The 6,630-nt window shown below is 56.1% G+C and carries 7 protein-coding genes; 2 read left to right on the forward strand and 5 right to left on the reverse strand.

Annotated elements, in window-relative coordinates:
• The first annotated feature begins 43 nt into the window (after window positions 1-43).
• Window positions 44-1,633: an Atxe2 family lasso peptide isopeptidase gene (locus NTCA1_RS27520; protein WP_255490648.1), complete on the forward strand. Its 1,590-nt coding sequence runs from the start codon at window positions 44-46 to the stop codon at window positions 1,631-1,633.
• A gap of 29 nt (window positions 1,634-1,662) precedes the next feature.
• Here the strand turns inward: NTCA1_RS27520 and NTCA1_RS27525 are convergent, their stop codons facing one another.
• The 5 genes from NTCA1_RS27525 to NTCA1_RS28905 all read right to left on the reverse strand — a co-directional run bounded on the left by NTCA1_RS27525 (window position 1,663) and on the right by NTCA1_RS28905 (window position 5,201).
• The gene (locus NTCA1_RS27525) at window positions 1,663-3,045 is read right to left on the reverse strand and encodes an asparagine synthetase B family protein (RefSeq protein ID WP_159832432.1); all 1,383 of its coding nucleotides are present in this window, start codon (window positions 3,043-3,045) and stop codon (window positions 1,663-1,665) included.
• A gap of 302 nt (window positions 3,046-3,347) precedes the next feature.
• Window positions 3,348-4,016 (reverse strand): lasso peptide biosynthesis B2 protein, encoded by a 669-nt coding sequence (locus NTCA1_RS27530; protein WP_159832433.1) that lies wholly within the window; start codon window positions 4,014-4,016, stop codon window positions 3,348-3,350.
• A 59-nt stretch (window positions 4,017-4,075) separates the two neighbouring features.
• Complete coding sequence (locus NTCA1_RS29030) at window positions 4,076-4,210, reverse strand: hypothetical protein (protein ID WP_255490649.1); 135 nt, start codon at window positions 4,208-4,210, stop codon at window positions 4,076-4,078.
• Window positions 4,211-4,370: 160 nt separating this feature from the next.
• Window positions 4,371-5,009, reverse strand: a complete 639-nt coding sequence (locus NTCA1_RS27535) for a GntR family transcriptional regulator (protein ID WP_236549614.1) — start codon at window positions 5,007-5,009, stop codon at window positions 4,371-4,373.
• Window positions 5,010-5,012: 3 nt separating this feature from the next.
• On the reverse strand, window positions 5,013-5,201 hold the full coding sequence (locus tag NTCA1_RS28905; protein WP_236549615.1) for a hypothetical protein: 189 nt from the start codon (window positions 5,199-5,201) through the stop codon (window positions 5,013-5,015).
• Window positions 5,202-5,288: 87 nt separating this feature from the next.
• On the opposite strand from NTCA1_RS28905, the gene istA reads away from it, so the two are divergent.
• Window positions 5,289-6,630: IS21 family transposase (istA, locus tag NTCA1_RS27545; protein ID WP_236549616.1), on the forward strand; the 1,342-nt coding region annotated here is incomplete at its 3' end.

The raw sequence follows: 6,630 nt of genomic DNA on the forward strand, positions 1-6,630 counted from the left end.
AAAGCAGTCTTGAATCAGAACCCGGCCCGCTTGGGAATCCCTTTTGTCAACACGGCCTAAGAACTTCGCCGATCGTTCCGAAATCTGGCGGTACGACATGGTGAAGCACAACTCAAAAAGGCTGATCACCAGCCCTGTCGACATCAGCGCTCTGGCATGGTCCGACGATGGCAGAGCAATTCTTTTTTCCAGTCGGCCCGGGACGGCCGATGCGCTCGCAGCGATCACTGTCGAGGGGCGCAGCGGGTATCACTATGACGCTCGCTTCTGGCCCTCCTCCAGCGACCGGCCATTTGTGCCCTCAGACATTCCGCTAGAGAACTTCGCGATCGATCCGAACGACGGATCTTCTGTAGGGCTACCCTCCGGATCTGAGGATTTCCTCGATCCTTCATCTTCCTGGCCCAAGGGAACCGTTGCCTTCTCAGCATCCGCCGAGCCCACCAGCAATGCTGTTTCGTACACCTCCGGCAACCTCTATCGCGAAAAACCTCAACTAAAGGCACGCGTCGCTGGTCGCACATACACCTGTCAGCAAACATCCTGCTCAAACGTTCAGGGACTGTGGTGGTCACCGGATGGGAGGACGCTTTGGTATGAACGCCGAACTGGCGTCGCTGATAATGCTACAGAATTTTATGCCTGGAAGCCTGGGCGGGCGGCGCCTCGACTCCTATTGAGCACCGAAGACGCCATCTTCGGCTGTAAGCTCGTGCAGGTGGAGCTGGTGTGCGCGCACGAAGGTTCAACCAGTCCCCGCTCAATCGTGGCAATTTCTTTGCGTGACGGAACGCGGCGATCCGTTTTTGAGCCCAATCCGGAGTTCGCGTTGTTAGCGCTGGGAACTGTAAAGCGCCTAGAATGGACCAACTCCTTCGGCATTTCGACCTTCGGCGATCTCGTGCTCCCGCCCAATCGGAAGGACAATCAAAGATTGCCCTTGGTGGTCGTACAATATGATTCTCGCGGCTTTCTGCGAGGAGGAACCGCAGACGAGTATCCAATCCAGGTGCTGGCAACTCACGGATTTGCCGTGCTGAGTTTTAACCGACCACCTTGGTACGCCTCAACGCTAGCGGTCAATGGCCAAGAGGCGTATATGCGAGCTAATACAAAAGGATGGATGGACCGTCGAAGTAATCTTTCATCGCTTGATACTATCATCCGAAAACTGGTTGATGAGGGCGTCGTCGATCCTGATCGTGTGGCGATCACCGGGCAGAGCGATGGCGCTTCGACGGCCACTTATGCGCTTGCCAGTTCGACTCTGTTTTCTGCGGCGATCCTGAGCACCTGCTGTGAGTCAGACAGCATGTTGGCCTTCGGAGGCGAAGGCCTTGCAAACTTCTATGTGCGCGGCGGATATCCAGCGTCGCGCTACTCGGGACAGGCGTTCTGGCGCGAGGGTACGCTGGAAGGCGCCACAACAGCGCGCCCTGTTCCTCTTCTTATACAAGCATCGTCAGCCGAATTCCGCCTGGGCCTGACCACCTACAGCGAATTGCGGTCTCGAGGATGGCCCGTCGAGATGTTCGTCTATCCCGATGAAGGCCATGTCAAAATTCATCCTGCCCACCGATATGCGATTTACAGGCGGAATGTCGAATGGCTGACACAAAATATGAAACAATAGGCTTGGCGGATTTTATCGATGTTACTTCATCAGGACCAATTGCGACACCAAGTCTCAACCTCGTGAATATGAAGAATGCGACTTGGACGAATACTCCGGAATGTATGATCTTGGCGCACTTCCTTTATAGCCTTCACATCGAGGAGGTCCTGCTCGGCGAGAAAGCCCGCTTCCAAGTCACCAAAAACACGCTCGCGGTTCGCGCCGAGGATTCTATACGGGATAGTATCGAACGCGCCCTTTGTGGTGCGGTTGGCAAGTTCTGGCGGCAAATATTTTTGCATCGCCGCCCGTGCAACCGCCCTGTCTCGTCCACCGGAAACGGATAGCCAGGTCGGAAAGGATAGACAGGCCTCTAATAATGGCTGAGAAAGCAACGGGTATATGGTCGGTACGTCACCCAATATATTGAGATAGTCCGTTGAAGCTGTACCTCGTGCGATACTCCTTACAAGCTGCTTTTGACCGGGAAGCTGACTTTGTGTCACCTTCAACCAGGGATGACATTCGTCAGGGTACAGCGATATGGCGCGCTTGGTGAGAAGTTCCTTGTTGTGAGGCCAGGAAACAAGCATGTCCTTTTTCAGGGTAGCGCCTATTCCTTGCTTCAATACGTCGGGCAGCGAAGCTCCCGTCGCATGACAGATGTCTATCGCGACGTGAAATAGCCCCCACGAGAAGCCTTCGGTCATTTGAAGATCCGACAAGGGATACGCTGAATGAAGCCGTCCCAAGACGTTGTCGCCTCCGCCACCATTGAAATGTGCAGAGTTCCGTCCATTTTCGACGTGGCGGGCAGCGGCATCGTCATAATCTTGCGTAAAGAGCCGTGCCGAAGGCCGAGGGCGGAAGGACGATCTATTCTCGCTCACCCTGATCCGCGTTACATTGGAAGCAACGCAGTTGAGCGGTATCTTGAGGTAACCAGAAAGCAATTCCGCATAATAGCGCTCGCCTTCACCTTCTACGCTCGTCAGAAAGTGCAACAGGCTTACGGGTGATACGCGCGCCGCAATTCCAGCGACAATCGATGAATCAAGTCCGCCTGAGACGGCAATTGCTGGATTATCGTAGCGAGCGCACCACGCCTGTATGGTATCTACGAGCGTCTGCTCCAATATATCCACGGCCTCTTCAAACGTCGCCTTTTGGTTTTTGCAGAAGGTTTCGCCGATATTCCATAATATCTCGCGTCGGGTGCCATGAGGATCGACGACAACCATTTCGCCGGGAATAACTTCGGAAATTCCCTTCAAGGCGCTGTCATGCAAACGCAGATCGGGAGACAGCAAACTGCTGGCGATTACCTCCCAATTTATACGGGATGGAATATCCAAATTGGATATGATGCTAGACGCGTCCGTTCCTACGGCGACGCGATCTCCGACATTGCCATAATAACATGGAACCATTCCAGATGGATCTCGATATATTGCTGTTATTCTGGAACGGGGGTTATACGCTATGACGACATATCTTCCCCAGTGCCTGCGAGAGATATACTTGATAGAGGAGAATATATCCTCTGGCATTGGTCGATTGCAGTCGAGGTCGGGAAAACAATCGCCAATGACGACAACCGATCCCCTGCTGTAAGTCTCGACTTTCAGGTCCGGACTCGTGAATAGCTGGTTAATTCCTTGAGATCTTGCCGTCCGAGCGCTGTCGGATGGCTCTTTCGTTCCCGGATTTATCACAAAGGAATAAGAGGTATTCATGGCAGCGCGAGGATCGGGTGAAATGCACTGACGGCAAAGATATCTTGTCCAAGCACTTGGTTATCTCGTTGCACCCAGCAGTGTGCCTGAAAGGGCTCAAGTTTAATACCGAACACGATTTTCGTGGGCATCCCATAAAATGCAAGCATCGCCTTCAGCGCCATTGCATCCGGTAAGCATTTGTTCCTCCTAACAAACAGCAAGGACGCGCGCCGGAAAGACCCCAGAACCATTTCGACGTTATCGGCTTTCGCTTGGTTTCTCGATGTTTCTGTCCTGTTGGCGCACATTGAGAGGGAACATTTCAGGGGAATGACCCTCACAACCAGATGAAACAGAGACAACATCGCCGTTGCGGTCATAACAAGTCTAAATTGCTGGAATTTTTTCGCCAATTTGGGCGAACCAGTTCTTGAGACGCTGGGGGGCGTGATGCAACCAGACGGGTAGCTCATGCCACCTGCTTCTGTAGAGCGGAACAATCCTGTGCTGGTTAAGGCTTGCGCCTGATCATAATCAATTTCAGAGCCTTCAATGACATTCCGGATCGAGCCATTAAGTCGCGCTGGTAAAGCGCAGTATCGATTGCGATCGATATCAAGGAAGAAGTACTTTTCCTGAAGGCAGCAGCAGCCCACTCTCGGCTTCAAGGCTAAAGATGGCATGAATTCACCCCCATGCGCCGTGCCTGGCCCGGCGATAAGCCGAGCCAGGCGTTTGGAAATCAGTCCTCCAGCGACCCGAGGGCCGTCTGACCCTGCGGGTAATCAAGATCCTGACTTCCCTGGCCATGAGTGATCTCGGTGGCGAGCCCGAGTTCGATCACGCCCTCGTCGGCGGCTTCGTATTCGCGTTCCATACTTACCTCCTTCTATTCGCCACACTGTTCGTGGCGACAGAAAGGCTATTCCTGAACCCTAATATATTCAGCCCCTTTTGCTTTCATGGTGAAACTAATAAACATACTAGATTGCGAAATAATCTTTCGCATGCATCGGCCGTCATTTTATGCAGTGATTTCAGCTTTGTGACCGCGATTTCAGCGCTTCAGAAAGCATGGAAGCGGCCCGGATCCGCCGACGGTGATAGTTCCAGAGAGCCTCCAGAAGCCTGCTTCCGGGCTCAAATCTTGCCAATACATTGGCAGAGACAAGCTCGTCGCCGCAGTCCAACCAGCGCTTTGTTTCGAAGAGTCGGATCGTGCGGAGGCGCTCACCCGTGTTGGCGACGGCGGCCGCGAGCTCGTTGGAAGAAGACTTGTTCGTCAGCGTGAGAAACATACGCTCGGCGGTCGCGACGATGCGATCGGGTGAGCGATAATCGGTCAGCCAGCCCTCGGGCGCGACAGGTTCCCGGAGCGCCTTGGGTCCGATCGCCTTGATGGCCATGCGAATGAGATGACCGTGCCATGTGTAGCAGTCCCGCAGCGCGTCGGCACTCCAGCTTGGCACTCTAAATCCCCGATGCGGGCCCATCTGCAGGAGGCCCTCGCCGTAAAGTCGATGAAGACCATCGCGGACCGGTGAGCCGCTGGCCCCGATATCCTCGGCGATAGCCGCGATGGATAGCTCCGTGTCGGACGCATAGCGCCCCGAGAGCACGGCTTCCTTAAGGTCCGCATAGACTTTCTCACCCTGGCGCGTTCCCGGCGACATCATCGTTCAGTCGTCGGGCGTTTGGTCGGCATCGCGTGCGAAGAGCTGGTGCGAGAGCGTGTCGAGGTTGTGCCGGGCAATGGCATCTATGCAGACGGTCTCGAGCTTCGAGAGATCTCCTGAGAACGGCGGAGCAATATTCGGCCACGCTAGCGGCGGGATAGTCCCGCTGCGGGCGGCGTAAAAGTCGTCCACCTTGAAGCCTTTCTGCCAAGTCAGGGAGGTGTGGGGATCTACAGCGTGGAACTTTATCTTCAGGTCCGTTTGGCTTGCGCGGATGGCATGAGCCAACGGGCGGCGGCGAAGCGTTTCAACGTGTCGCGCGATACGGTGCGCAAGATGCTGTCGTTTTCATCGCCGCCGGGTTATCGGCGTCAGTCTGTACCGCCGCGCCCGAAGCTGGACGGGTTTGTGGCGATCATCGATGGATGGCTTGAGGGGGATCGCGGCGTCCCGCGCAAACAGCGGCATACGGCGAAGCGGGTATTCGACCGCTTGCGCACCGAGCATGGTTTCACTGGCGGCTATACGATCATCAAGGATTACATCCGGGAGCGCGAGCAGCGCAGCCGGGAGATGTTCGTGCCGCTGGCGCACCCGGCGGGAGATGCGCAGGCCGATTTCGGGGAAGCGCTGGTGGAGATCGGCGGGGTGGAGCAGAAGGCCTACTTTTTCGCGCTCGATCTGCCGCACAGTGATGCCTGCTATGTGCGGGCCTATCCGGCGGCAGTGGCGGAAGCCTGGGTGGACGGACACGTTCATGCCTTTGCGTTCTTCGGCGCGGTGCCGCGCTCGATCGTCTACGACAACGATCGCTGTCTTGTGGCGAAGATCCTGCCAGACGGCACGCGTAAGCGTGCCACGCTGTTCAGCGCTTTTCTGTCGCATTACGTGATCCGCGACCGCTATGCCCGCCCGGGCAAGGGGAACGAGAAAGGCAATGTGGAAGGGCTGGTTGGTTACTGCCGCCGCAATTTCATGGTGCCGATCCCGAAGTTCCCGACCTGGGAGGCCTTCAACCTGTGGCTGGAGGAGCAATGCCGCAAGCGCCAGCAGGACAAGGTGCGCGGGGAGAGCGAGACGATCGGTGAGCGCTTGCAGCGCGATCTCGCGGCCATGCAGCCTTTGCCCGCTACACCCTTCGAGGCCTGCGATCAGACCGGTGGGCGGGTCTCCTCGCAATCCCTGGTGCGCTACAAGACCAATGATTATTCGGTTCCGGTGGCCTGGGGCCATCAGGAGGTCTGGATCAGGGCCTATGTCGATGAGGTGGTGATCGGCTGCCGCAGCGAAGTCATCGCCCGTCATCCTCGTTGTTATGCCCGCGAGGAGGTTATCTTCGACCCGCTCCATTATCTCCCGCTGATCGAGCAGAAGATCAACGCATTCGACCAGGCTGCCCCTTTGCAGGGCTGGGATTTGCCCGAAGCGTTCACGACACTGCAGCGGTTGATGGAAGGCCGCATGCACAAGCATGGCAGGCGTGAATATGTACAGGTGCTGCGCCTGTTGGAAACGTTCACCGTCGCCGATCTCCAGGCGGCGGTGGAACAGGCCATTGATCTTGGCGCCATCGGCTTCGATGCCGTCAAGCACCTCGTCCTGTGCCGGGTCGAACGCGTAC

The sequence above is a fragment of the Novosphingobium sp. TCA1 genome (assembly GCF_009811895.1).
Lineage (GTDB): Bacteria > Pseudomonadota > Alphaproteobacteria > Sphingomonadales > Sphingomonadaceae > Novosphingobium > Novosphingobium panipatense_A.

Bases quoted from the DNA above. Each gene is read 5' to 3' on its own strand.
- NTCA1_RS27525 (WP_159832432.1), bottom strand. From the start codon at position 3,045: ATGGTTCCATGTTATTATGGCAATGTCGGAGATCGCGTCGCCGTAGGA.
- NTCA1_RS29030 (WP_255490649.1), bottom strand. From the start codon at position 4,210: ATGGAACGCGAATACGAAGCCGCCGACGAGGGCGTGATCGAACTCGGG.
- NTCA1_RS27535 (WP_236549614.1), bottom strand. From the start codon at position 5,009: ATGATGTCGCCGGGAACGCGCCAGGGTGAGAAAGTCTATGCGGACCTT.
- NTCA1_RS27530 (WP_159832433.1), bottom strand. From the start codon at position 4,016: ATGCCATCTTTAGCCTTGAAGCCGAGAGTGGGCTGCTGCTGCCTTCAG.